19 protein-coding genes are annotated in these 22882 nt (G+C 70.7%); 12 read left to right on the top strand and 7 right to left on the bottom strand.

The annotated features are described in order from the left end of the window. Positions 1–46: 46 nt before the first annotated feature. The 4 genes from L3Q65_RS02550 to L3Q65_RS02565 are packed head-to-tail and all read left to right on the top strand — an operon-like array spanning position 47 to position 6149. Positions 47–4327, top strand: a complete 4281-nt coding sequence (locus tag L3Q65_RS02550) for a nitrate- and nitrite sensing domain-containing protein (RefSeq protein ID WP_237598700.1) — start codon at positions 47–49, stop codon at positions 4325–4327. Continuing rightward, entirely contained in the window at positions 4324–4776 is a 453-nt protein-coding gene (locus L3Q65_RS02555; RefSeq protein ID WP_037809909.1) for a roadblock/LC7 domain-containing protein, read from the top strand. Before L3Q65_RS02550 ends, L3Q65_RS02555 begins: the two co-directional genes overlap by 4 nt. Before the next feature lie 7 nt (positions 4777–4783). Next, entirely contained in the window at positions 4784–5554 is a 771-nt protein-coding gene (locus tag L3Q65_RS02560; RefSeq protein ID WP_182890740.1) for a DUF742 domain-containing protein, read from the top strand. Next, positions 5535–6149 (top strand): ATP/GTP-binding protein, encoded by a 615-nt coding sequence (locus L3Q65_RS02565; RefSeq protein ID WP_081654960.1) that lies wholly within the window; start codon positions 5535–5537, stop codon positions 6147–6149. The genes L3Q65_RS02560 and L3Q65_RS02565 overlap by 20 nt, the downstream gene beginning before the upstream one ends. Before the next feature lie 44 nt (positions 6150–6193). On the opposite strand, the gene L3Q65_RS02570 is transcribed toward L3Q65_RS02565, so the two are convergent. From L3Q65_RS02570 to L3Q65_RS02585, 4 genes are all read right to left on the bottom strand, one after another. Further along, on the bottom strand, positions 6194–6757 hold the full coding sequence (locus L3Q65_RS02570) for a dihydrofolate reductase family protein (protein ID WP_182890739.1): 564 nt from the start codon (positions 6755–6757) through the stop codon (positions 6194–6196). 85 nt (positions 6758–6842) lie between these two features. Beyond that, positions 6843–7493: a DUF899 domain-containing protein gene (locus tag L3Q65_RS02575; RefSeq protein WP_237598701.1), complete on the bottom strand. Its 651-nt coding sequence runs from the start codon at positions 7491–7493 to the stop codon at positions 6843–6845. Further along, entirely contained in the window at positions 7490–7927 is a 438-nt protein-coding gene (locus L3Q65_RS02580) for an SRPBCC domain-containing protein (protein ID WP_182890737.1), read from the bottom strand. Before L3Q65_RS02580 ends, L3Q65_RS02575 begins: the two co-directional genes overlap by 4 nt. Further along, a complete protein-coding gene (locus L3Q65_RS02585; RefSeq protein ID WP_182890736.1) occupies positions 7924–8256 on the bottom strand; it encodes a helix-turn-helix transcriptional regulator in 333 nt (110 codons plus the stop codon). Before L3Q65_RS02585 ends, L3Q65_RS02580 begins: the two co-directional genes overlap by 4 nt. 122 nt (positions 8257–8378) lie before the next feature. On the opposite strand from L3Q65_RS02585, the gene icmF reads away from it, so the two are divergent. Continuing rightward, complete coding sequence (gene icmF, locus L3Q65_RS02590) at positions 8379–11618, top strand: fused isobutyryl-CoA mutase/GTPase IcmF (RefSeq protein ID WP_182890735.1); 3240 nt, start codon at positions 8379–8381, stop codon at positions 11616–11618. Positions 11619–11622: 4 nt separating this feature from the next. On the opposite strand, the gene L3Q65_RS02595 is transcribed toward icmF, so the two are convergent. Then, complete coding sequence (locus L3Q65_RS02595) at positions 11623–12327, bottom strand: class I SAM-dependent methyltransferase (protein ID WP_182890734.1); 705 nt, start codon at positions 12325–12327, stop codon at positions 11623–11625. Between the two features lie 107 nt (positions 12328–12434). Here L3Q65_RS02595 and L3Q65_RS02600 point away from each other — a divergent pair, with 107 nt between their 5' ends. Next, positions 12435–13271, top strand: coding sequence for an LLM class F420-dependent oxidoreductase (locus L3Q65_RS02600; RefSeq protein WP_237598702.1), 837 nt, complete (start codon positions 12435–12437; stop codon positions 13269–13271). A gap of 49 nt (positions 13272–13320) precedes the next feature. On the opposite strand, the gene L3Q65_RS02605 is transcribed toward L3Q65_RS02600, so the two are convergent. After that, on the bottom strand, positions 13321–15321 hold the full coding sequence (locus L3Q65_RS02605) for an acyl-CoA dehydrogenase (protein ID WP_182890732.1): 2001 nt from the start codon (positions 15319–15321) through the stop codon (positions 13321–13323). Between the two features lie 164 nt (positions 15322–15485). On the opposite strand from L3Q65_RS02605, the gene kstR reads away from it, so the two are divergent. The 6 genes from kstR (at position 15486) to L3Q65_RS02635 (ending at position 22182) form a co-directional block, all read left to right on the top strand. Further along, positions 15486–16115, top strand: coding sequence for a cholesterol catabolism transcriptional regulator KstR (gene kstR, locus L3Q65_RS02610; RefSeq protein WP_067579674.1), 630 nt, complete (start codon positions 15486–15488; stop codon positions 16113–16115). A 413-nt stretch (positions 16116–16528) separates the two neighbouring features. Then, positions 16529–19264 carry a DEAD/DEAH box helicase gene (locus L3Q65_RS02615; protein ID WP_182890731.1) on the top strand — a complete coding sequence of 912 codons (2736 nt, stop codon included), beginning with the start codon at positions 16529–16531 and terminating at the stop codon, positions 19262–19264. Further along, on the top strand, positions 19264–20418 hold the full coding sequence (locus L3Q65_RS02620; RefSeq protein ID WP_237598703.1) for an SWIM zinc finger family protein: 1155 nt from the start codon (positions 19264–19266) through the stop codon (positions 20416–20418). Before L3Q65_RS02615 ends, L3Q65_RS02620 begins: the two co-directional genes overlap by 1 nt. 52 nt (positions 20419–20470) lie before the next feature. Continuing rightward, the gene (locus tag L3Q65_RS02625) at positions 20471–21292 is read left to right on the top strand and encodes an SDR family NAD(P)-dependent oxidoreductase (protein ID WP_182890729.1); all 822 of its coding nucleotides are present in this window, start codon (positions 20471–20473) and stop codon (positions 21290–21292) included. Position 21293: 1 nt separating this feature from the next. Beyond that, positions 21294–21845, top strand: coding sequence for a TetR/AcrR family transcriptional regulator (locus L3Q65_RS02630; RefSeq protein ID WP_182890728.1), 552 nt, complete (start codon positions 21294–21296; stop codon positions 21843–21845). 115 nt (positions 21846–21960) lie between these two features. Next, positions 21961–22182 (top strand): hypothetical protein, encoded by a 222-nt coding sequence (locus L3Q65_RS02635; protein WP_237598704.1) that lies wholly within the window; start codon positions 21961–21963, stop codon positions 22180–22182. On the opposite strand, the gene L3Q65_RS02640 is transcribed toward L3Q65_RS02635, so the two are convergent. Further along, the gene (locus L3Q65_RS02640; protein WP_182890726.1) at positions 22168–22878 is read right to left on the bottom strand and encodes a metalloregulator ArsR/SmtB family transcription factor; all 711 of its coding nucleotides are present in this window, start codon (positions 22876–22878) and stop codon (positions 22168–22170) included. The two genes, L3Q65_RS02635 and L3Q65_RS02640, sit on opposite strands and share 15 nt — an antisense overlap. Between the last annotated feature and the right edge of the window lie 4 nt (positions 22879–22882).

Raw genomic sequence — 22882 nt, forward strand, 5'->3', positions numbered from 1 at the left:
GGGACCGCCGACGGGCCGCCACGACGCCGGACAGGGAGTCACTTTCGTGACCGTTGCAGGAGAAGGCCAAGTGCCTGTGGAGAAGCTGCTCGGCCGCCCGCCCAAGCGGCCGCGCTGGTCGTCGGGCTGGCGGGCGGCGTTGCGCTGGCGGGACTGGAGCCTGCCGGTCAAGCTGTCCGCGGTCACGATCGTCCCCATCGTGCTCGCGCTCGTCCTCGGCATCACCGCCATCGCGGGCCAGGTCTCGCGGTCGAGCGACTACCAGCGGATCGACCGGCTCGTCGCGCTGAGCACCCAGTTGCGCGCGCTCACCGACGGGCTGCAGCGCGAACGCACCCAGACCGCCGTCCAGCTCATCGCGGGCACCTCGGGCGTCACCCCGGAACTGAAGTCCGCCCGCGCGGCCACCGACGCCGCGGTCGCGCCGTTCACCGAGGCGGCCGCCCGCGTCGGGGCCGACGGCTCCAGCGTCTCCGGCGCGGTGAACTCGGCGACCGCGCAGGTCAACGAGATCGCGGTGATCCGCCAGCAGGTCGGGGCAGGCCTGCTGAACGCGGCCGAGGCGGTCGGCGACTACAACGCCGTCACCACGGCGCTGATCGGAGCCGACACCGCGGTGTCGGCGGGCGCGAGCGCCGACGCGCTCGGCAGCACCCCGAGCGCGCTGCACGACCTCGAAGCGGCCAAGGAACAGGTGTCGGTCACCCAGTCCCTGGTGGGCTACGGCATTTCCGCGGGCACGCTGACGCCGCAGCAGCTGAGCGACGTGCGCGACGCGGAACTGCGCTACGACGACCGCGTCGCCGACTTCAACGCGGCCGCCACCGCGCCGCAGCGCCTCGACTTCGAGAGCACGATCAAGCCGGACACCTCCTACGACCGCAAGCGGATGCTCGGCACCGTGCTCGGCGGGCAGGGCATCTCCACCGACGACGCGCTCAAGCGGATTTCGGCGCAGGAGTGGAACAACGCCTCGAACGCGGTGACCTCGCAGCTGACCGAGGTCTCCGGCCGGATGAGCGCCGACCTCACCGCCGCGTCGTCCCAGCTGGTCGAGGACGCCGGCAGCAGCGCCGGTCTGCTGGCCGTGCTGCTGTTCGCGGCGCTCGCCGCGGCGGCCGCGGTCGTGTTCGTCATCGCCCGCCAGCTGCTGCGCTCGCTGAAAGTCCTGCGGCGCTCGGCGCTGGAGGTCGCGGAGAAGGACCTGCCCGAGGCGGTCCGCAACATCCAGGAGGGCCGCGCGCAGAGCGTCGAGGTCGAGCCGGTGCCCCTCCAGGTGCAGGACGAGGTCGGCGAGGTCGCGCGGGCGTTCGAGAAGGTGCACAGCCAGGCGCTGAAGCTGGCGACCGAACAGGCCGCCATGCGCGCCGGCTACTCCAGCGTGTTCGTCAACCTGTCGCGGCGCAGCCAGAGCCTCGTGCAGCGGCAGCTGCAGCTGATCGAGCGGCTGGAGCGCGACGAGGAGGACGCCGACCAGCTCGCCACGCTGTTCCAGCTCGACCACCTCGCCACCCGGATGCGGCGCAACAACGAGAACCTGATGGTCCTCTCCGGCGCCGAGCCGGGCCGCCGCTCCGGCCAGCCGGTCGCCACGCACGACGTGCTGCGCGCCGCGGTGTCGGAAATCGAGCAGTACCAACGGGTTTCGGTGCAGCACCCGCCCGCGGTGAAGATCGTCGGGTTCGCCGCGAGCGACGTCCAGCGGCTCATCGCGGAACTGCTCGACAACGCGACCGCGTTCTCCGCGCCGGAAACGCAGGTGACGGTCGCGACGCGGCTCGCCGAGGACGGTTCGCTCAACGTCGACATCCTCGACAAGGGCATCGGCATGAACGAGTACGAGGTGGTGGAGGCCAACGGCCGCCTCACCGACTCGGGCTCGGTCGACCTCGCGACCTCGCGCCGGATGGGCCTGTTCGTGGTCGGCCGCCTCGCCGGCCGCCACCGCATCGGCGTTTCGCTGCACGGCGGCAAGGACATCGTCGGCGTGCGGGCCACCGTGGTGGTGCCGCCGGAGCTGGTGATGACCGGGCTGGCCACGGCGCCGGGCGACCGCGCCGAACCCGGGCAGCTGCCCGGCCCCAAGGCGAGCCTCGCAGCACCGCCCGCGGCTCCCGGCGGACTGCCGCGGCGCCAGCGTCCGGCTTCCAACGGTTCGGCCGTGCCGGGTCTCGTTCCGCAGCAGGGCAGCAACTCCGAGGAAACGCAGCGGTGGCCCTCGGCCGGCGACCTCGCCGGTTTCTCCGGGGACAAGGTCGCGCGTCCGCCGTCCGACCTCGAGGTGTCCGGCACCGCGCTGTTCAGCCCGATCCCGCGAGACGACGACACGCCCGCCCCGCCGCCGCCCGCGCCGAAGCTGCCGCAGACCTTCGACGTCCCGCCGCCGCGTCCGGAACCGGAACCGGCCGCGGAAACCCGCGACGAGCGCGACGGCGAACTGCCCTCGGGCAAGGACCTCTTCTCCGCGGCCAACGCGACGACGCTGAGCGACTGGTGGAACCAGGCCGCGCAGCAGGTGCCGGAGGTCCCGCCGCCGTCCGCGGCCGAGACGACGATCGAGAACACGCCGATCTTCGACGAGATGCTGTCGGCCTGGTTCCGTTCGCCCGCGCAGCCGCCGCCCGCGGCCGCTTCCCCGGCTGCTTCGCCCGCGTCCGGCAAAGCCGCCGCGGAACCGGAGGCGGACGAGGAACAGCAGCAGCGCAACTGGGATTTCGCGAGCGACGAAAACTGGCGGACGGTGCAGGCACTGTCCCAAGTGGAGCCGACCGCGTTCACCAAGTCGGGCCTGCCCCGGCGCCGTCGCGGCGAACAGCTCATGCCGGGCAGCGCCACGCCGGAACCGGCGGCTCCCTCGGCCGAGACGCCGAGCAGCGAGCTCCCGGTCCGCGACCCAGCGGACGTGCGGGGACGGCTGAACAGCTTCCAGCGCGGGGTGACGCGCGGACGTCAGGAAGTCCGCGGCACCGCGCCGGAAACCACTGGCACCGCGGCGGATTCCGGAGCTGCGGACGCTTCGAACGCCACGACCTCGCCGGAGCGGGCTCGTGCCCACGACGCGGCGGTCCGGCGGCGGCAGACGGTCGCGGGCGCGTTCGGCGTTCCCGCTGACCCGAACCGTCCGGGCGGGATGCCGCAGCGCACCCCGGGCGCGACGTCCCAGCCCGGTTCCGGTGCGCCGGACGCGCCCGCCGGGTTCGGCGAACGGCCCGCGGACGCGGACTCGTCGAACGAGACGGCGCCCGTGCAGGCCGTGCCCCCGGCGTTCGACCCGGACGGCGGCTGGCCGCGCCAGGAACCCGCCGCGCGCACGGAACTGCCCGCGCCGCAGCCGAACCGGACCGTCCGGCCGGACAAGCCCGACAGCCTGCCGACCCGTCGCAAGGGCGCGAGCAGCCTGCCGCCCGCTCCGCCGACCGCCGACCCGAACCAGGTCCCGGCGGCCGTGGCCGGGCTCGAAGCCGCGGTCTCCGGCACGGGGCAGACTCCCGCGTCGCAGGCGGCACAGGCTTCGGCCAACGGCCAGACCGCCGCGCCGGAGAAGACGGACAGCCCGGCTTCGGCGAACGGACAGGCTTCCGCGCCCGCCGAGTCCCCGGGCACGGAGCAGACCTCCTTGTGGGGCAAGCCCGCCGAGAACCCTGGCCAGGCTTCGCCGTTGACGACGTGGCGTGCCGCGCAGGCTCCGGCCGCCGCACCGGGCAAGCCCGCGGAGAACGCGGAGCAGTCCGGCACGACGGCGGACCCGGCCTCGGCTCCGGCTGCTCCGGCTCCGGCGGCTTCGGCTCCGGCGCAGGGGCTGGCCGGGGGACTGGGCCAGACCCGGGTGCCCGGACAGAACGTCCCGGGCCAGTCCGGAACGCCGGGCCAGACCGCGGCGCCGGGGCAGACCGGGCTGTGGGGTCAGCCGCTGGTGCCGGGACAGGCTCCGTCGCGGCAGTCCTCCGCCGGACAGGACGCCCCGCAAGCCCCGCAGGCTCCGGCCGCGCCCGCCGGTTCCGACGGGCCGGCCAGCCCCTCCACGACTCCTGCCGAAACCACCACTGAGTGGAACTTCGGTTCCGACGAAGGGTGGCGGACGGTCCAGTCGGTGTCCCAGTCGACACCCGCTTCCTTCACTTCGGCAGGATTGCCTCGGCGCCGCCGAGGAGAACAGCTTCTTCCCGGCAGCGCACCGCCGCCCGCCGGGTCGGCGAGCCCCCGTCCGTCCCGCGATGCGCACGACGTGCGCGGTCGCCTGAGCAGTTTCCAGCAGGGGATCCAGCGCGGCAGGCACCGCACCGCGCAGGCCGCTGAGAAGAACCACGAAACATTGGAGGGTGAATGACCTCGCCGAATGCGGCCCAGCCGCAGCAGAACCAGTTCGGCTGGCTGGTGAACGACTTCGCCGACCGCGTCCCGGGCGTCGCGCACGCGGTCGTCGTGTCGGCAGACGGTCTCCTGCTGACGGCCTCCAACCGGCTGCCGCTCGACCGCGCCGACCAGCTCGCCGCCGTGGCGTCCGGGCTCGTCAGCCTCACCCAGGGGGCCGCCCGCTGTTTCGAGGCGGGCTCGGTGCGCGAGACCGTCGTCGAGATGGAACTCGGCATCATGGTGCTGATGTCCATCAGCGACGGCTCCTGCCTGGCGATCCTCGCCGCGCCCAACTGCGACATCGGGCAGGTCGCCTACGAGATGACGATGCTCGTCGACCGCGTCGGCCAGATCCTGACCCCGGAGCTGCGCGCGCAGCTGCAGGGCGCCGGGGGCTCGCTGATCGGCGAACCGGTGGGATGATGGCGCGATGAGCCAGGGGTCCGGATTGTTCGGCGAAGAGCCCGGTACCGGCGGCGAACCCCCGCGCGGGGAGGAGCCCGCCGCCGGGGACGACGGCACGTTCGCCGACGTCCTCAACGGGTTCAGCCTTGATTCGGGCCGCTCGCGCAAAAAACGGAAGAAGAGCGGCAAAGAAAAGAAGGAATCCCAGTCCCCAGTGCCGCCCGCCGCGGGAGCGCACGCGGCAGCGGACCCGCCTGCGGCACCCGTGCCGCAGGCCGACCAAGGAGATGGTGTGACCTCTCTCGTCTCTCCACCGGGCAGTACGGACTCCGACGGCCCCAGACCAGGCGGGCTCTTCGACCCGGGACCGCCGAGCGGCGAGTTCTCGATGCCGTCGGCGATCGTCCGGCCCGAGCGCCACGATCGGGTGGACCCGGCCGAGGAGACGTCGATCGTGCGCCCGTACGCTCTCACCGGCGGGCGCACCCGGGCGAACTACGCGCTCGAACTGGAGACGCTGATCTCCACCAAGGACCATGTCGCCGCGGGGGGCTTCCCCCAGGCGGCGGCGGAGCAGATCGAGAGCATCTCGATCATGGAAGCGTGCCGGACCCCGCGTTCGGTGGCGGAGATCGCCGCGGTGCTGTCGGTGCCGCTGGGGGTGGCACGGGTGCTGATCAGCGACGCGGCCGACGCCGGCCTCGTCACCGTGCACCGGACGATCTCGGGCCAGGACGGCGCCGAAGCACACTTGATGTTGATGGAAAGGGTTTTGAGTGGACTCCGTCGGCTTTAAGGCACCGCGGGAAACCGCGCCCCCGACCATGACATCGGCGAAGATCGTGGTGGCGGGCGGCTTCGGAGCGGGCAAGACGACCTTCGTGGGCTCGGTGTCGGAAATCGTTCCGCTCACCACCGAGGCGATGATGACCGACGCCAGCCGCGGCATCGACAACCTCGACCAGACCCCGTACAAGACGACCACCACGGTCGCCATGGACTTCGGCCGCGTCTCGCTCGACGCGGACCTGATCCTCTACCTGTTCGGCACGCCCGGCCAGCAGCGGTTCTGGTTCATGTGGGACGACCTGGTGCGCGGCGCCATCGGAGCGGTCGTGCTCGCCGACACCCGCCGCCTCGCGGACTCGTTCGCGCCGATCGACTTCTTCGAGGACCGCGGCCTGCCCTACATCGTCGGCGTGAACACGTTCGACGGCGTGCTGGAACACGACATCAATGATGTGCGCGAGGCGCTGTCGATCGATGCGAGCATCCCGATCGTCCGGTGCGACGCCCGGGAGCGGGAATCGACGAAGCAGACGCTGATCACGCTGGTCGAGTACGCGATGCGGCAGTGGATCGCGTTGCGCGCGGCGAAAGCGCACCAGTAAGCGAAAACCGGGTCACGCTTGGGTGACCCGGTTTTTCTCTGCCTTCAGCGCTTCGTGCGGTAGCGCAGCAGGACGACCGTGTTGTCGAAGGTGCGGGTTTCGACCAGCTGCAATTCCGTGCGGTCGGCGCCTTCGGCGAAGGGGCGTTTGTCTCCGCCCAGGACTACCGGGTGGACGCAGACGAGGTACTCGTCGATGAGCCCGCGGCGGCCCAGTTCGGCGGCCAGCGCGTAGCCGCCCATCAGGACGATGTCGCCGTCCGCGGCTGCTTTGTGGTTGGCGACTTCCTCGGCCAGGTCGCCGCTGGCGATCTCGGTGTTCCAGTCCGCCGACGCGAGGGTGCGGGAGAAGACGAGCTTCGGCTTCTCCCGCCACAGCGGGGCGAAGGCCAGGTCGTGCGGATGGTCCGAAATGGACTCCGCGTCGGGCCAGTAGCTCGACATCATTTCCCATACGCGGCGGCCGTAGGCGAACATCGCGGCGCGCTCGGACAGTTCGTTCGAGTAGTCCGAGAGCTCCTGGCCCATGAGGGGCCAGTCGAATTCTCCTGCGGGGCCTTCGACGCAGCCGTCCAGCGACGTGTGGACGAGGTAGACCAGGTCGGCCATGGCGGGCTCGCTTCCTTGATGAGTGCCGGTCACCAGAGGGTCGGCGCCACCATGGCTGCCTGGACATCGTCGCCCGAGAAAGTTTTCAGTACTCGTCGTGGCGGCGCCACCAGCTGCTGGGGGCGTCCGTGCCGCGCGGCTCTTCCTCCCACGCCTCCTGCCGTCCGAACGGGGTGACGTCGAGGTACCGCAGCGTGCCGACGAACTGGTCGCCGCCGCGGCCGTCGGTGAAGTAGGTGCGGTAGACGTCGTCGCCGTCGCGGAGGAACACGCTCACGCCGAAGCCGCCGTCGATGCCGCAGTCCGCCGGGAAATCCGTGCCTGCGGCGGAAACCCACGGGATCGTCCAGCCCATCCTGGCCCAGTACCGCTCGATCTCCGGCGGCGTCGCGGGCGCGATGACCTTGAGCGTGACGTCGCGGGCGTGCAGGTGCGCCGGGTGGCTCATGTTGTCCACGAGCAGGGAGCAACCGGGGCAGCCCACCTCGTCGCCGGGGTACAGCATGAAGTGGTAGACGATCAGCTGGCGGCGGCCGTCGAACAGGTCGAGCAGGCTTTGCGTGCCGTCCGGGCCGGCGAGTTCGTACTGCTTCGCGAAGCGGACCATGGGCATCCGGCGGCGCTCGGCGGCCAGCCGGTCGCCCGCGCGGGTGTGTTCCTTTTCCTTGCGCAGCAGGGCTTCCCGGGCGCTGGCCCATTCTTCCGGCGAGACGACGCGGGGGAGTGCGGCGGTCATTTCAGGTCCTCCAGGGTCTTGTCGAGATCTTCGAAACCGGATTGCCAGCCGTCGAGGTGGCCGTCGCGCTCGGCCGTATCCGGGAACGGGGCTTGGTGGAACGTCATCGAGGTTTTGCCTGCCAGCTCGGCCAAATCGATGGTCACGAGCGTTTCGCCGACTTCGTCCTCCGGGTGCTGCCAGCGGAAGGTGAACACGAGCCGGGACGGTGCCGAAACCTCGCGGTAGACGCCGGACACCCGGCGGTCGACGCCGTGCTCGGCGCTGGTGATCCGGCTGTGCCAGGCGCCGCCGGGGCGCGGGTCCGTGCTGGTCTCGGACGCGACGAAGCCGTGCGGGCCGAACCAGCTCGCGAGGTGCGCCGGGTCGGTCCAGGCCCGGAACACCAGTTCCCGCGGCGCGTCGAAGACCCGCACGATGGTCAGCTCGCTCATTCGGTCCCCTCCCGCAGTTGCCGCAGATGCTCGTCCAAGCGGTCGAATCCGGACTCCCAGAACCGCCGGTACTCCGCGACCCAGCCGGCGACGTCCGCGAGCGGACCCGCCTCCAGGCGGCACGGCCGCCACTGCTTGGTGCGGCCCCGGCTGATCAACCCGGCCTGCTCCAGCACTTTCAGGTGCTTCGACACCGCTTGCAGGCTCACCTCGAACGGCTCGGCCAGCTCGTTGACAGTGGCCTCGCCGCGGGTGAGCCGGGCGAGGATCGCTCGCCGCGTCGGGTCCGCCAGCGCGGCGAACGTGGTGCTCAGCTGATCTGTCGGCATCGGTGCTCAATCACTTGGTTAATTAACTAATGGGTTGAATATAGCCCGGATGTCAACCCTTGAGAGCCGGGTCACTTCGGGCTCGGGTTTCCAATAGTAGGAAGTCCTAGTAAATTGGGGGGATGAGCGGCAGCGACCTGTACCGTCCCGCGAACCCGGTCCGGTTCGTCACGGCGTCCAGCTTGTTCGACGGCCACGACGCCTCGATCAACATCATGCGCCGGATCCTGCAGTCCCAGGGCGCGGAGGTGGTGCACCTCGGCCACAACCGTTCCGTCGACGAGGTGGCCACGGCCGCGATCGCCGAGGATGTCCAGGGCGTCGCCATCTCCGCCTACCAGGGCGGGCACGTCGAGTACTTCAGCTACCTCGTGGAGCTGCTGAACGAGCGCGGCGCGGGGCACATCAAGGTGTTCGGCGGCGGCGGTGGCGTCATCGTGCGCGAGGAGATCGACCTGCTGCATTCGCGCGGCGTGGCACGGATCTTCTCGCCCGAAGACGGTTACGAGATGGGCCTGCCCGGCATGATCAACATGATGATCAAGGCCTGCGACAGCGACCTGTCCGCGCAGCCGCCCGCCTCGGTCGACAAGCTGCTCTCCGGCGACGTGCCGGCGCTCGCGCGGGTGATCACCCAGCTGCAGCGCGAAAACCTGCCCGAGGAATGGCTGTCGGCGATCACCGAGGCCGCCGGGCAGAAGCAGGTGCCGGTCCTGGGCATCACCGGCACCGGCGGTTCCGGCAAGTCCTCGCTGACCGACGAGCTGATCCGGCGTTTCCGGCTCGACCAGGAAGACAAGCTGCGCATCGCCGTGCTCGCGGTGGACCCGTCGCGGCGCAAGGGCGGCGGCGCGCTGCTCGGCGACCGCATCCGGATGAACTGCCTGGACGGCTCGCCGGTGTACTTCCGATCGCTGGCCACCCGCACCACCAGCGGCGAGATCCCGACCGGGCTGAGCGAGTCGATCCTCGCCTGCAAGGCGGCCGGATTCGACCTGGTGATCGTGGAGACGCCGGGCATCGGCCAGGGCGACGCGGGCATCGTCGACTACGTGGACGAGTCGCTGTACGTGATGACGCCGGAGTTCGGCGCCGCGTCGCAGCTCGAGAAGATCGACATGCTCGACTTCGCCGACGTGGTCGCGATCAACAAGTTCGAGCGCCGCGGCGCCGAGGACGCGCGTCGGGACGTCGCGCGTCAGCTGGTGCGCAACCGCGAGGCGTTCGGCTCCGCGCCCGAAGAGATGCCGGTGTACGGCACGAGCGCGGCGAAGTTCAACGACGACGGCGTGACCGCGTTGTACCAGCACCTGCGCGACATGCTCGCCGACCGCGGGCTGTCGGTGTCGGCCGGTACGCTGCCGGAGGTTTCGGGCAAGGTCTCGACGGACGCCAGCACCATCATCCCGGGCAACCGGGCGCGCTACCTCGCCGAGATTTCCGAGACGGTGCGCGGATACCACGAGCAGACCGAGAAGCAGGTCGCCGCGGTCCGCAAGCGCGAGCACCTCGCCGAGGCCAAGGCCGCGCTGTCGGAAGTGGACGCGAACACCGACGCGCTCGACGGCCTGCTCGCCGCCGCGGAGTCCGATGTGGACGGCGAGACGACCAAGCTGCTCGAACGGTTCCGGGCGCTCGCCGCGGACTACCGGCAGGACGAGCTGGTCGTGAAGATCCGCGACAAGGAGCTGCGCACGCAGCTGTGGCGGGAAACCCTGTCCGGCAACCGGATCCCGCGCGTCGCGCTGCCGCGCTACACCGAGTCCGGCGAGCTGCTTTCGTTCCTGCGCCGGGAAAACCTGCCCGGCTACTTCCCGTACACCGCGGGCGTCTTCCCGTTCAAGCGCGAGGGCGAGGACCCGGCGCGGATGTTCGCCGGCGAAGGCGACGCGTTCCGCACCAACCGCCGGTTCAAGCTGCTGTCGGCCGATTCCGAGGCCAAGCGGCTGTCGACGGCGTTCGACTCGGTCACGCTGTACGGCCACGACCCGGACACCCGCCCGGACATCTACGGCAAGGTCGGCACCTCCGGCGTCTCCATCGCGACGCTGGACGACATGAAGGCGCTCTACGACGGTTTCGACCTGACCGCGCCGAACACCTCGGTGTCGATGACGATCAACGGGCCCGCGCCGACGATCCTCGCGTTCTTCCTCAACACCGCGATCGACCAGAAGTTCGCCGCGTTCCGCGAGGAGCACGGGCGCGAGCCGTCCGAGACCGAGGCCGCCGAACTGCGCGAATGGGCGCTGAAGAACGTCCGCGGCACGGTGCAGGCGGACATCCTCAAGGAAGACCAGGGCCAGAACACCTGCATCTTCTCCACCGAGTTCAGCCTGCGGATGATGGCCGACATCCAGGAGTGGTTCATCCAGCACGGGGTGCGCAACTTCTACTCGGTGTCGATCTCCGGCTACCACATCGCCGAGGCCGGGGCGAACCCGATCTCGCAGCTGGCCTTCACGCTCGCCAACGGGTTCACCTACGTGGAGTCGTACCTGGCGCGCGGCATGGACATCGACGATTTCGCGCCGAACCTGTCCTTCTTCTTCTCCAACGGGATGGACGCGGAGTACTCGGTGCTGGGCCGGGTCGCGCGGCGGATCTGGGCCGTGGCGATGCGCGAGCGGTACGGCGCGAACGACCGGTCGCAGAAGCTCAAGTACCACGTGCAGACCTCCGGCCGCTCGCTGCACGCGCAGGAGATGAGCTTCAACGACATCCGCACCACGCTACAGGCGCTGTGCGCGCTGTACGACAACGCGAACTCCTTGCACACCAACGCGTTCGATGAGGCGATCACGACGCCTTCGGAGTCCTCGGTGCGCCGCGCGATGGCCATCCAGATGATCATCAACAAGGAATGGGGCCTGTCGAAGAACGAGAACCCGCTGCAGGGCTCGTTCGTCATCGACGAGCTGACCGACCTGGTCGAGGAGGCCGTGCTCACCGAGTTCGACCGGATCTCCGAACGCGGCGGCGTGCTCGGCGCGATGGAGACCGGCTACCAGCGCGGCCGCATCCAGGACGAATCGCTGCTGTACGAACGCAAGAAGCACGACGGCTCGCTGCCGATCATCGGCGTCAACACCTTCCGCAACCCGAAGGCGGGCGAGGACGACGTCGAGGTGGAGCTGGCCCGCGCGACCGAGGACGAGAAGCAGTCCCAGCTGCGCAGGCTCGCCGATTTCCAGCAGGGGCACCGCGAGGAGGCCCAGCAGGCGCTCAAGGCGCTGCGCGACGCGGCCACCCGCGGCGGCAACCTGTTCGACGTGCTGATGGATGCCGCGCGGGTGTGCTCGCTCGGTCAGATCACCGAGGCGTTCTTCGAGGTCGGCGGCCAGTACCGGCGCAACGTCTGACCCGTCACGCCCGGTCGGCGGCCAGCCGCCACATCGGGACGAGGACCCGGCCCTGCTCGTCGACGTCCAATGCGTCGAGCGCGGTCGGGTCCGGCTTTTCCTCCTCCGAAACGGCGGAGACCGCGGCGATCAGGCCCTCGCGGCTCATCGCGGTGGTGTAGACGGCTGGTTCGAGCACGCTGATCGTCCAGCCGTTGCCGACCGTTTCGCGCAGATTCTGCTCGGTGATCCGGTACGGCACCGGGAAGTTCGCCGGCACCTCGTCCGAGAAACAGAATATGTTCAGCCGTGCGCCGGGTTTGGTCGCGCGCACGAGTGCCGCCACGTACGCGTGCCGCTGTTCTTCGTCGAGACAGTGGTAAAGCGCGCTGTCCAGGACCGCGTCGAAGCGGCCTTCGTATCCCTCGAGCCGGGTCGCGTCGGCCTGGGCGAAGGTGAGGTCCAGGCCGCGCTTCGCGGCGGTTTCGCGGGCACGCGCGAGTGCGGTCGGCGCGCCGTCGAGACCCGTGACGCGATGTCCGCGAGACGCGAGGAACATCGCGTTTTCGCCCAGGCCGCAACCGATGTCGAGCACTTCGCCGTGGAATCCGCCGTCCGCTTCGAGCGCGACCACCGCGGGCTGCGGGCCGGCGATGTCCCACGGGACCTTCTCCCCGATCGGGGTCTTGCCTTGGTACATCTCCTCGAAGTCGACGTCCGTCACGTCCATCCGGAGCCTCCTATTCAACGGGTGATGATTTAACGCTAGCGGACGGGGCCGGTGATCTGTCAACAGCCCGCGGGAATACCTGCCCGATCCGCGGAGTAGAAGGAGGCATGGATTTCGGCATCTCGACGTTTGTGACCGACGAAGGCATCCGCCCCGACGTGCTCGGCGAGGCGGCGGAGGAGCGCGGCTTCGCGTCCCTCTTCCTCGCGGAGCACTCGCACATCCCGACGAGCCGCGAAACGCCGTACCCCAGCGGGGGCGAGCTGCCGCGGGTCTACTACCGCACGCTCGACCCGTTCGTGGCATTGACGGCCGCCGCGGTGAACACCTCGAACCTGGTGCTGGGCACCGGTGTCGTGCTGCTCATCCAGCGCGACATCATCCACACCGCGAAGGAGGTGGCGTCGCTCGACCTGATCTCGCGCGGCCGGTTCGCCTTCGGCGTCGGGGCGGGCTGGAACCGGGAGGAAATGGTCAACCACGGCACCGACCCGAAGACCCGGGGCGCACTGCTGAACGAGCAGATCGCCGCGCTGAAGGCGATCTGGACGCAGGACGAGGCCGAGTTCCACGGCAAGCACATCGACTTCGACCCGATCTTCGCGTGGCCGAAGCCGGTGCAGACGCCGCATCCGCCGATCTACGTCGGCGGCGCGAGCGACGCGGCGCTGAAGCGGTTGATCGAGCACGGCGACGGCTGGATCCCGAACCCCGCGGTGTCGCCGGACGACGTGCGCCGCGTGCGTCAGCAGCTGGCGGACGCGGGTCGCGGGGACATGCCCTCGCAGCTCTTCGGCGGACCGGCCGACGCGGACGCGGTCAAGCAGTACGCCGACGCCGGGCTGGACCACTACGGGTTCATGCTGCCGACGCTGCCGGAGGCGGAAACGCTGGCGCTGCTGGACGAATACGCCCGTCTCGCCGCGGCTTTTCGGGCCGAATGACGTGTCGTGAAGGGCTCCTCGATTCCCACGAGGAGCCCTTCACGGATCTTCAGCGGGGGAGGCCGAGCACTCGTTCGGCGGCGGCGGACAGCAGGACTTGCGTGGTGCCGCCCGCGATGGACAGGCAGCGGGTGAGCAGAAACTCTTGCGCCGCCTGCGTGTCCGCGACCAGCTCCGGTGCGAGATCGAGCGCGAACTCGGCTGTTTCCTGTCGATGCCGTACGCCCAGCAGCTTCGCGACCGACGATTCCGCGCCCGGTCCGAGGCCGTCCAGCCGCCGCAGCGTCGCCCGCAGGTCGAGCACCGAACACGCGCTGCCTTGTCCGATCAACGCGCCGAGCCGGTCGCGATCCACGTCTGCGGGCGCGGATTCCAGCAGTGCCTCCACGTTCTCGCCCACCGCGGAACCGCGGCCCAGCGCCACGCGTTCGTTCGCCAGCGTCGTGCGCGCGAGCTTCCAGCCCGCGCCGGGTGCGCCGACGACATCGGCGTCCGGAACGAAGACGTCGTCCAGGAAAACCTCGTTGAACACGCTCCGTCCGGTGATCTCGCGCAGCGGTCGCGTGGTGATGCCGTCGGCGCGCATGTCGACCAGGAAGTACGTGATTCCCTTGTGCTTCGGCACATCCGGGTCGGTGCGCGCGAGGCAGATCGCCCAATCCGCTTCGTGGGCAAGCGACGTCCACACCTTCTGGCCGGTCAGCAGCCAGCCGCGGTCGGTCCGGCGCGCCACGGTGCGCAGCGACGCGAGATCCGAGCCAGCGCCGGGCTCGCTGAACAGCTGACACCAGGTCACTTCGCCGCGCAGGGTCGGCTTGGCGAAGCGTTCGCGCTGGTCGTCGGTGCCGTGCGCGAGAATCGTCGGCACGGCCCAGCCGCCGATGACCAGGTCTGGCCGCCGGATGTCCGCCGCGGTCAAGGCGGCGTCGATCCGCAGCTGCGTCGCCGCGTCCGCGCCCATGCCGTAGGGCTGGGGCCAGTGCGGGGCCAGCAATCCCGAGTCCGCGAGCGCGGTGCGGCGCTTTTCTTCTGGCAGGGCAGCAATTTCCGCGACCAGCCGGGTCACCTCGGCATCCTCGCCGACATTCACCCCGAGCGTCCGCCGCTTCCCGGCCAACGCCAGGTCCGCGGCCCGCTGACGCCACTTCTGGGAACCGCCGAGCCATTGCCGCAACGCCAGCGCGCGCCGCAGGTACAGATGCGCTTCGTGTTCCCAGGTGAACCCGATTCCGCCGAGCACCTGGATGCAGTCCTTCGCGTTCTCGACGGCAGCGTCCAACGCCACCGCCGCAGCGCTCGCGACGGCCAGCGGGTCGCCGACTGACGAAGCCGCGTCCCACGCCAGCGCCTCGGCCGCTTCGGTGCGGCACAACATCTCCGCGCACAGGTGTTTCACTGCCTGGAAAGCGCCGATCACCTGGCCGAATTGCTCCCGGACCTTGGCGTACTCGACGGCCGTCGTCAGGCACCAGCGCGCCACGCCCGCCGCTTCCGCGACCGCGAGCGTCGCCGCCAGATCGCGGACGTCCGGCAGATTCAGCACCTCGCCCGGCGCGTCGGCCTTGACCCGGCCCAGCGACCGGGAAAAGTCGAAGGGGGTCAACGGTTCCACCGCTGCGCCGGGCGGGACCAAGACGTACTGATCGCCGCGCGGTACAAGCAGCCATGCTTTTCCGTCCGCGCCGGGTACGGTCGCCGATTCTTCCAACTGCACCGCGACCTGCGCGGCTCCGTCGGCGATCTCGGCGGCGAGTTCCTTCGAGTGTTCCGCCAGCAGCAATCCGGCCAGCGCGGTGCTCAGCAGCGGCCCGGGGACCAGCGCTTCCGCCGCGGCGGCGAGCCCGGCCGCGAGATCCGCGACGGTCCCGTCCGCGCCGTTCACCGACGCGGGCAGTGCGATGCCGGTGAGGCCGAGCGCGGAGAACCCGTCCGGCAGGCTGGCGCCCGCGGTTTCGGCCGCGCGCACGGCGGCGACTGGATCGTGTGCTGCCGCCCAGGCCCGCACGGCGGCGGCTAGCGCGGTTTGGTCCTCGGTGAGCGCGACCGGCATCGGTCTCCTCCTCGCGGGGTACAGAGCTACTGGCGAGTGTAGAACGTGTTACAGTTTTTCCGCCAGGCGGTCGAGAGTTGAACCTTTCTCCAGGGCAGGTACGCTTAGCCGGAAACTGGAACGAGTTCCGCAAGACGGCTTGCGTGACGACAGAGGGGAATGCGATGCCGGGGAAGGCGAAGACGCCGGCGAAAACGCGGGCGAACGGCCTCGGCGCGATGGGCGAGGAACTGGGCTCCGCGGCCCAGCGGGACCGCCGCCGCCGCATCATCGACGCGACGCTCTCGCTGGCCTCCAAGGGCGGCTACGACGCGGTGCAGATGCGCGCAGTCGCCGAAAAGGCCGACGTCGCGCTGGGCACGCTCTACCGGTATTTCCCGTCGAAGATTCACCTGCTCGTGTCGGGTCTTGCGCAGCAATTCGAGGCCGCGCACGAGAAGATCCAGCGCAGCGCGATCCCCGGCGAGACCCCCGCTGAGCGGCTGATGTTCGTCCTGGGCCGCAACACCCGCCTCATGCAACGCGATCCGCACCTCACCGAGGCGATGGTGCGCGCGTTCATGTTCGCCGACACGTCCGCGGCCGCCGAGGTGGAACTGGTCGGCAGGCTGATGGAGGACATGTTCGCGAGCGCGATGGGCATCGACGACCCCACCGAGGCGGACCGCGACATCTTCCACGTGGTGGCCGACGTGTGGATGGCGAACCTGGTCGCCTGGGTGACCCGCCGCGCCTCCGCCGCCGATGTGGCCAGCCGCCTGGAGCTTTCCGTCCACCTGCTCCTGGACAAGTAGCCGTCCGTGCGGGACACCCTCATCGACTCTGATTCCCCCAGGGTCGCCCTCGCGACCAGCCGCCCGGCATCCGCCGAAATGCGCCCCAATGTGGCATTGGGTGCGTGGGACGCACCCAATGTGGCGTTCGGTGCGTGGGACGCACCCAATGCCACATTGGGGCGCTAGCCCCGCCCGCCTACGACACCGCAGCCGCTGCACCCACCCAGCGAGGCACCCAGCCCTTCCCCCAACCCCGATACGAAGCCTCCCTGCGGTTCGGGGGTGCTTGTCAAGGCATCTTTCCCGCCTTGACAAGCACCCCCGAACCGTCAGCACAATCAACCTTCGGGGTGCCCCCCGCAACCCAAGACGGCCGATGTCGCCACCAGGCGACGAGCAGAACTGTCGGACCCAAGCGTTACCGTGCGTGGGTGGAGTTCGACCAGACCACCCAAGCCACCTACCTCCCCTCGGATCCCCCGCGAGAGGGAGTTCTGGCGCTGTGGGGCGACGAGATCGAGGGCGACACCCCGATCCAGCTCGTCCTGCCCGGCGGCGGGAAGTTCGCCCGCACCGAGGTAGTAGCGCGACTCGTGCCGCTGGCGCAGGCGATCCCGCGCCTCCTGGTCGTACCGGACGAGACGAGCCCGGCGATGGCGGCGTGGTCGGCGGTGGTCAACGCCGGAGTGAATCTCGTGGCGCGCGGCCGCTTGCGCCCGGCGTCGACCCCGAGCGGCCTGGGCACCTGGCGTGTGGGTCCGCTGGACTCATCCGACGAAGAACTCCTGCGCGGACTAGCCGCCGCGCTGCCGCCGGAAGCGCACGCGCTGCCGTTGTCCGGCGTGAAACGAATCCGCTTGCACTCACCGGAATCACTGGTCCGCGCGGTATGGGACGCCGCGGCGGACGTCCTCGTGCGCAGTCCGGCAGCGGCAGTCGGGTCCGGCGGGGCGGCGTTCGCGGAATCTCAGCCCACGCTGCTGGACCCGGACGGCGCGGCCTGGCTCACCGAGCTGGAAGCCCGCAGCCCGGACGGCGCGCAACTGTTGCTGCGCATCGAAGCGACCGACGAGGAATTCTCCGGCGTCCTGGCCGTTCGTTCCACTCTTGAACCGAGCCTGGTCGTCGAAGCGGCCACGTTGTGGGACGCTCCCGAAGCGGTACTGCATCGGCTGGGCGACCAGGTGGAAACTCAGCTTCTGCTGGGGCTGCGGCGAGGTGCCCGAGCCTGGCCGCCGCTGGGCCGGATCCTGTCCGAACCGGCGCCCACCACGCTCCCGCTGTCGGACGACGAGGTCGTCGACCTGCTCGGCGCCGGGGCCCGTGACCTGGGCGGCGCGGGCATCGAGGTGCTGTGGCCCAAGGATCTTTTCTCCGGCGAGGTGCGGGCGAAGGCGAGCGTCACGCAGGCTCCGGCGAGCGAATCCGGTCCCGCGTTCCCGCTCAACGGCCTGCTGGAGTTCCGCTGGCGGCTCAGCCTCGGCGGCAGCGAACTCACCGACGAGGAGGTCGCGGCGCTCGCCGAAGCCAAACGTCCGCTGGTCCGGTTGCGCGGGCAGTGGGTGAAGCTCGATCCCGCCTTGCTGGCGCGGATGCGGGCTCGCCGGTCGCGGCTCACCGGCGCGGAAGCGTTGGCCGCGGCGCTCACCGGCGAACTGGAGGTCGACGGCGAACGCGTCGAGTTCGCCCCGCAACCGGCGTTGTCCGGGCTCGCCGAACGTTTGCGGGAAAGGGAACCCGCACCGGTCGAGGAACCGGCGGGGCTCACCGCCACCCTGCGGCCGTATCAACGCGCGGGGCTGGGCTGGCTCATCGCGATGACCGAGCTCGGCCTCGGCGCCTGTCTCGCCGACGACATGGGGCTGGGCAAGACAATCCAGCTCATCGCCCTGCATCTGCACCGCCGCGCGCAGGCCGCGGGGCCGACGCTCGTGCTGTGCCCGACGTCGTTGCTGGGCAACTGGGAACGCGAGTTCGGCAAGTTCGCGCCGGACGTGCCGGTGCGCCGTTTCCACGGTGGCGGACGGCATCTCGACGACCTGGCCCCGGACGAGGTCGTGCTCGCCACGTACGGGGTGCTGCGCCGCGACCGGGAGCTGCTGTCCGAAGTGGACTGGGGCATGGTCGCCGCGGACGAGGCGCAACACGTCAAGAACCCGTTGTCCGCCACGGCTAAAGAACTGCGGCAGGTGCCGGCGGCGGCCCGCGTCGCGCTCACCGGAACGCCGGTGGAGAACCGGCTCACCGAACTGTGGTCGCTGCTCGACTGGACCACGCCGGGGCTGCTCGGTCCGCTGGAGAAGTTCCGGCGCACCGTGGCGCGGCCGATCGAACGGGACCGGGACGAGACGGTCACCGGAAGGCTCGCCGCCACGGTCCGGCCGTTTCTGTTGCGCCGCCGCAAAACCGACCCGGACATCGCGCCGGAGCTGCCGCGGAAAACCGAGACTGACCGGTACGTCCCGCTCACCGCCGAGCAGACCACGCTGTACGAGGCGGTGGTCCGGGAGAATCTCGCGCAGATCCGGGAGGCGCAGGGGGTGCAGCGGCGCGGCCAGGTGCTGAAGCTGCTCACCGAGCTCAAGCAGATCTGCAACCACCCGGCGCACTACCTCAAGGAAAGCACCGGCGCGCTGAGCGGACGGTCGGGCAAGCTCGCCGCGTTCGAGGAACTGCTGGACGTCATCCTCGACGAGGGCGAGAGCGTGCTGGTGTTCAGCCAGTACGTGCGCCTGTGCCGGTTGCTGGAGCGGCGGCTCGCCGAACGCGGGCTGCCCACCGCGCTGCTGTCCGGCGAGGCCGGGCCGAAGCAGCGCGACGAGATGGTGGCCGCGTTCCAGTCCGGCGAGGTGCCGGTGTTCCTGTTGTCGCTCAAGGCGGGCGGCGTCGGGCTCAACCTCACCCGGGCCACGCACGTGATCCACTACGACCGCTGGTGGAACCCGGCGGTGGAGGACCAGGCCACCGACCGCGCGTACCGGATCGGGCAGGACCGGCCGGTCCAGGTGCACCGGCTGATCGCCGAAGGCACGCTGGAGGAACGCGTCGCCGCGGTGCTGGAAACCAAGCGCGGGCTGGCCGACGCGGTCGTCGGCGCGGGGGAGGACTGGATCACCGAACTGTCCGACGACCAGCTCGCCGACCTCGTCCGGCTGGGGAGCGGCTGATGCCGCCGCGGCGGACGTTCGGGCGCCGGTGGTGGGGCCGGGCGTGGGTGGAGGCGCTGGAGCAGCGCGCCAAACTGGATCCGAACCGGTTGCCGCGCGGGCGGACGTACGCGCGCAAGGGCGTCGTGGACCAGCTGGCGATCAGCGCGGGCGAGATCACCGCGTGGGTGCGGGGAAGCCGTCCGGATCCGTACCGGGTCGCGATCCGGATGCGCGAGTTCAGCGCGTCGGAATGGGACAAGCTGCTCGACGTCGCCGGTCGCCGCCTCGGGCATGCTGCCGCGTTGCTCGACGGCGAGCTGCCGGAGGAACTGGCCGTCCAATCACGCGAGGCCGGAGCCGATCTGCTGCCCGGCCCGGGTGATCTGCGGCCGCGGTGTTCCTGTCCGGACAGCGCGAATCCGTGCAAACACGTGGCGGCGGTGTACTACCTGGTCGCCGACGAGGTGGACGCGGATCCGTTCGTGCTGTTCACGTTGCGCGGCCGGGGCCGGGACGAGGTTTTGGCTCAACTGCGCGAATTGCGCACGCCCAGCGCCGCCCGTCCGGCTCGCGCGCCGGAAGTCGGATTGACGCCGAAAAAGGCGTACGCACGGCGAATCGCGCCGCTGCCGCCGCTGCCCGCTGTCCCCGGCGAACCCGGTCCGCCCGCGGTGCTCGATCTCGACCCGCCTGCTCGCTCCGGCCTGACGTCCGCTGGTCTCGCCGCGCTGGCCGCCGACGCCGCGTCGCTCGCGCTCGACCTGCTGCGCACCCGGGATGCCTTGGCGGACTTGACTTTCGCCGAGGACCTGGCTCGCCGGGCCGCCCGGCCGGGCGCGGACGTCTTCGGGCTCGCCGCTGCCGCCGAGGTCGCGCCGTCGGAGCTGATCGTGTCGGCGCAGGCCTGGCGAGAAGCGGGCCGGTGCGGGCTGGCGGCGTTGCGGGACGTGTGGAGTCCCGGCCCCGGTCCGCTGGCGGTGGCTCGGGCGGAACTCGCGGAACTGCCGGGGGAGGCGAAGGTGTGGCGCAACCGGGTGACGGTCGGTTCCGTGCAGCTGCGGTACGGACGGGACAGCCGGTGGTACCGGTTCGTGCGGGTCGCGGGCCAGTGGTGGCCGGACGGGCCTCCGGCGGAGCAGCCGGTCGACCTCGCCTACCCGGCGGAGGGCTGAGCCCCGGACTGAAACGAGACGGTCCGTCTCGTTTTGTGCTAGCGTCTGCGGCATGACGAGAACCTGGGTGATCACCGGAACGAGCCGCGGCCTGGGCCGGGCGCTGGCTGTGGCCGCGGCGGAAGCGGGCGACCGGGTGCTGGCGACCGTCCGCACGCCGGGCAGCGCGCCGGAACACCGGAACGTCGTGGAGCACGTGCTCGATGTGCGGGACCGGGCCGCCGCGCGGGAAGCCGCGCGGCGGGCAGTGGCCGAGTTCGGCCGGCTGGACGTCGTGGTGAACAACGCCGGGTACGGACTGGTCGGCATGGCTGAGGAGGCGAGCGAGGACGAAGCGCGGGACATCCTGGAGACGAACCTGCTGGGCGCGTTGTGGCTGACCCAAGCCGCATTGCCGGTGTTCCGCGAGCAGCGGTCGGGGCACGTCGTGCAGATCTCCTCGGTCGGCGGCGCCGGTTCGGTGCCGGGATTCGGGCTGTACAGCGCGAGCAAATGGGGGCTGGAGGGCATGAGCGAGGCGATCGCACAGGAGGTCGCCGAGTTCGGCGTGCGCGTGAGCATCGTCGAACCGGGCGGGATGGACACCGAATGGGCGACCGGCAGCATGCGGTTCGCCACCCCGGACCCGGCGTACGACGGTTTGCGCGAGCGGATGTTCGGCACGACGACCGTCCCGTGGGCCGCCACCGGCACCGGCGGCGGCACCCCGCCCGCGGAGATCGCCGCTGAGATCCTGCGGCACGTCGACGACCCCGCCGACCAGCGATTGCGCGTCCTGACCGGTGCCGACGCCCCCGGCATGGTCGCGACCGCGCTGTCTGGACGCCTCACGGATTACCGTCAGGACAAGCGTTTCTCGGACGCGGAGATCTGACATGGCACGCGCCAGCACCCGAGCCCGAGTGCACGCCGCGGTGCTCTCGCTAGCCGCCGAATCCGGCTTCGGCGGCCTGACCATGGAGGGCATCGCGGCTCGCGCGGGCGCCGGGAAGCAAACGCTGTACCGCACGTGGTCCTCGCCCGCCGCGGTGTTGCTGGACGCGCTGCTGGAACAAAGCCTCGACGCTGCCGGCGAAGTCGCTGTCCCGGACACCGGCGATCTTCGGGCTGATCTGGAGACCCTGGTCCGCGGCATGATCGCCGAACTGGCCGATCCGGCGACAGACCGCCTGCTCCGCGCGGTGACCGCCGAACTGCAAACCGATCCGGCTATCGGCGCTGAAGTCTTGGATCGCCTGCTGGGCCCGCAACTGCGCGCGATCGCCGACCGCCTGGCCCGCGCCGCGGTCGCCTGCCCGGAGGACGGTGCGGAACTGCTGCTGGGCCCGGTCTTCCACCGATGGCTGCTGCGCACCCGGCCGTTCACCGAAGACTGGCCCTCCGCCCACGTCGCGCGGGTGCTGCGCGCGGTGTCGTCGGGCGGCTAGCTTGGCGAGAAAGACAGCGCCCGACACCTGGGCGCAGCAACGCCCGCGCATGCTCGACCTCTGTCAAGCCTGGAACGCAGACCTGGAAACCCGCTTTCCCGCGCGAAATGTCGTCGTGGAGCTGCACCCCGAGTCACCCCCGGCGCCGACCACCCCGTGGAACTGGTTCCTCGCCTTCGCCATCGACGGCGCCGAATTCGAAGCGCTGGTCGTCCACGATCTCTCCGCGGCCGTCTTCGAAGCCGACACCGGTGTCTTCGAAGATCACGTCAAGCTCGAAGACGTCCCCGCCTGCCTCGCCCGCAGGCTGGAGCAGACCGGGTCAGCTATCGCCTGACTCGGACCCTCGAAGCTCCACGCAACACCCGCCGTCGCGAGGCGCGACCCGGGCCGTCGAGACTCCTGGCACCTGGAGTCCTTCCACGACCCCGTTCAGGAACCGGTCCGTCATCCCGCACACCAGCTCCGGCGCGCGTCCCGCCAACGGCTGGAACGGGCAGTTGCGCAGCCGCAGGCACACCGGCGTCTCGCGGTTCGGCTCGAAACCGTGGCGGGCCAGGACCGCGCTCGTCAGTGTCAGCCCGCGTTCCGTGCCCAGCCTGCCCGGACGGGAGCGTTCGCGTTCAGCCGCGCCGGCCGCGGAGCCGTGCCGTCCGGCCTCGCGGAGCGCAGCGTCCCGGGCCGGTTCGCCGGGGGCCGCCGAGGCGACGGCGTCCACCAGGATCGCGGCCAGGACGTCGGGGTGCCGGGGCGGGATGGTGATCGCGAAGTCGGTCCCCGCGGGTTCGTAGACCTTCGGGGCGCGGCCCACCTTCCGGACGCCGCCGACCGTCTCGTAGCGGGCGCGCAGGAGGCCGGCCGTCACGAGTTTGTCCAGGTGGAACGCGGCCAGCTTGCGCGAGATGCCGACCGCCGCGGCCGCCTCCTCGCGCGTCACCGGGCGGCCTGCGTCGCGGATGAAGGAGTACATCCCCCGGCGCAGGTCCTCGTCCAGCGCCGCTACCGCGCGGATGGTCGCCAGGTCACTCGTCACACGC

Source organism: Amycolatopsis sp. FU40 (assembly GCF_021903635.1).
Lineage (GTDB): Bacteria > Actinomycetota > Actinomycetes > Mycobacteriales > Pseudonocardiaceae > Amycolatopsis > Amycolatopsis dendrobii.

Bases quoted from the DNA above. Each gene is read 5' to 3' on its own strand.
- L3Q65_RS02555 (WP_037809909.1), top strand. From the start codon at position 4,324: ATGACCTCGCCGAATGCGGCCCAGCCGCAGCAGAACCAGTTCGGCTGG.
- L3Q65_RS02560 (WP_182890740.1), top strand. From the start codon at position 4,784: ATGAGCCAGGGGTCCGGATTGTTCGGCGAAGAGCCCGGTACCGGCGGC.
- L3Q65_RS02570 (WP_182890739.1), bottom strand. From the start codon at position 6,757: ATGGCCGACCTGGTCTACCTCGTCCACACGTCGCTGGACGGCTGCGTC.
- L3Q65_RS02575 (WP_237598701.1), bottom strand. From the start codon at position 7,493: ATGACCGCCGCACTCCCCCGCGTCGTCTCGCCGGAAGAATGGGCCAGC.
- L3Q65_RS02580 (WP_182890737.1), bottom strand. From the start codon at position 7,927: ATGAGCGAGCTGACCATCGTGCGGGTCTTCGACGCGCCGCGGGAACTG.
- L3Q65_RS02585 (WP_182890736.1), bottom strand. From the start codon at position 8,256: ATGCCGACAGATCAGCTGAGCACCACGTTCGCCGCGCTGGCGGACCCG.
- icmF (WP_182890735.1), top strand. From the start codon at position 8,379: ATGAGCGGCAGCGACCTGTACCGTCCCGCGAACCCGGTCCGGTTCGTC.
- L3Q65_RS02595 (WP_182890734.1), bottom strand. From the start codon at position 12,327: ATGGACGTGACGGACGTCGACTTCGAGGAGATGTACCAAGGCAAGACC.
- L3Q65_RS02600 (WP_237598702.1), top strand. From the start codon at position 12,435: ATGGATTTCGGCATCTCGACGTTTGTGACCGACGAAGGCATCCGCCCC.
- L3Q65_RS02605 (WP_182890732.1), bottom strand. From the start codon at position 15,321: ATGCCGGTCGCGCTCACCGAGGACCAAACCGCGCTAGCCGCCGCCGTG.
- kstR (WP_067579674.1), top strand. From the start codon at position 15,486: ATGCCGGGGAAGGCGAAGACGCCGGCGAAAACGCGGGCGAACGGCCTC.
- L3Q65_RS02620 (WP_237598703.1), top strand. From the start codon at position 19,264: ATGCCGCCGCGGCGGACGTTCGGGCGCCGGTGGTGGGGCCGGGCGTGG.
- L3Q65_RS02625 (WP_182890729.1), top strand. From the start codon at position 20,471: ATGACGAGAACCTGGGTGATCACCGGAACGAGCCGCGGCCTGGGCCGG.
- L3Q65_RS02630 (WP_182890728.1), top strand. From the start codon at position 21,294: ATGGCACGCGCCAGCACCCGAGCCCGAGTGCACGCCGCGGTGCTCTCG.